This window comes from Falsiruegeria mediterranea M17 (assembly GCF_900302455.1).
Classification (GTDB): domain Bacteria; phylum Pseudomonadota; class Alphaproteobacteria; order Rhodobacterales; family Rhodobacteraceae; genus Falsiruegeria; species Falsiruegeria mediterranea.
Genome location: NZ_ONZG01000040.1, coordinates 1 through 1,417, shown reverse-complemented (window position 1 = coordinate 1,417; position 1,417 = coordinate 1). Strand labels below are relative to the sequence as shown.

2 protein-coding genes are annotated in these 1,417 nt (G+C 52.0%); one reads left to right on the top strand and one right to left on the bottom strand.

Annotated elements, in window-relative coordinates; translation table 11 throughout:
* Positions 1-670: 670 nt before the first annotated feature.
* On the top strand, positions 671-1,189 hold the full coding sequence (locus tag TRM7615_RS25240) for a redoxin domain-containing protein (protein WP_108792737.1): 519 nt from the start codon (positions 671-673) through the stop codon (positions 1,187-1,189).
* A gap of 98 nt (positions 1,190-1,287) precedes the next feature.
* On the opposite strand, the gene TRM7615_RS25235 is transcribed toward TRM7615_RS25240, so the two are convergent.
* Positions 1,288-1,417: integrase core domain-containing protein (locus tag TRM7615_RS25235; RefSeq protein WP_165821352.1), on the bottom strand; the 130-nt coding region annotated here is incomplete at its 5' end.

Below are 1,417 nucleotides of genomic sequence, written 5' to 3'. Positions count from 1 at the left end.
GCCATCGCCCAAAACCTCCGGAAACTAGCAAAACTCAAGCCAATGGTGACAACCACCGGCTGACAACAAGCCTCAGCATCGGTCGTTCAATAAAATCAGCGCAGTAGCTAAACGCGCAACGCCAAAACCAACGACCTTTTCAACGAAATCCGCCCTTCCAGTATGGGGAGGCTTCGAAGCTCCTGCGGATTGCTTATGTCCGCTTTGGGCTGGCATCAGCCTTCGCAGCAGGATCCAACGAAGGTTGGCTGAGCGGACGAAGCGGGCTTGTGCGGTTGCAGCTATTGCTTACACGGGTTTTCTTCGCGCCTGTGGCAACATGCTATCGGTGACGCGGTGGTTTCACCAGACCAGTCGTTCAATCAGTTCGGTCTCGATTGTAAAGAACTCCTAGGGGCTAAAGCTGATCAGGGCGCGTTGGAGTGGATGCAGCTTAGCTGGTTGCGCCAACGCCAGTTGTGGCATTGGCAGCCCGGCGACACTGAACGTCGCAGCGTGACAACGAGTCTGTATCGGTGATCGATGGTTAACTGCGGCAAGCTGAGGCTGAGCGTTCCCTTCTATCACCGACCGATAACGCGATCTTGGTTTCAATCGTAGCCCTGACGTGACATGAATTGAGCCGAGGCATCTGCGCTAATCCACTATTTATAGAACAAAGGATCCACTTATGACCTCTGCCAAACCAAATGTCGGTGCGCAAATCGAACAAATGAGCTTTTTAAGGCTAGGGTCCGAGGACAAGATTACGATCGGTCAAAAAAAGGACCGTTGGACAATGCTGTTTGTCTATCGGGGCAAACATTGCCCGCGCTGCAAGCGTTTCCTGAACAAGTTGAATGCGGTATTGCCATCCTGGCTTGATGTAATGGACGTGGTTGTTGTTTCCGCGGACAACCAAGAGAAAGCTGAGGCTGACAAAGCTGAATTCGGTTGGGATTTCGATCTCTGCTATGGAATGAACGAGGCGCAAATGCGTGCGCTTGGTCTTTATGTGTCATCACCTCTATCTGATGCAGAAACGACAGGTCTTTTCGCCGAACCTGGCGCGTTTGGTATCCGTCCGAACGGGACGCTGATGCTGGTCGATATCTCAAACGGTCCTGCGGCACGTCCCGATTTGGAAGAACTTCTGGACGGTATGAAATTCAACATTGATAGTGACCGTCCGGAACGAGGTACGGCCTAAAATCAACGGGTTGCCTGGCTCCGGTTACTCAAAGTAACCGGGGTGCGTTTTGTGAATGAACGATTGATCAGCCCCACCTGAGTGGTCCGGTTTGATTGTTAGTGCATGATTGGCCTTTGGTCCATCTGGACGATGGTTTCGGGCGCTGGCGGGCGATAACCTAGGGCACTATGTGGACGTTTCGTGTTGTAGTTTTTTCTCCATTGTTCGATCAGGATTTGTGCTTCG

Bases quoted from the DNA above. Each gene is read 5' to 3' on its own strand.
- TRM7615_RS25240 (WP_108792737.1), top strand. From the start codon at position 671: ATGACCTCTGCCAAACCAAATGTCGGTGCGCAAATCGAACAAATGAGC.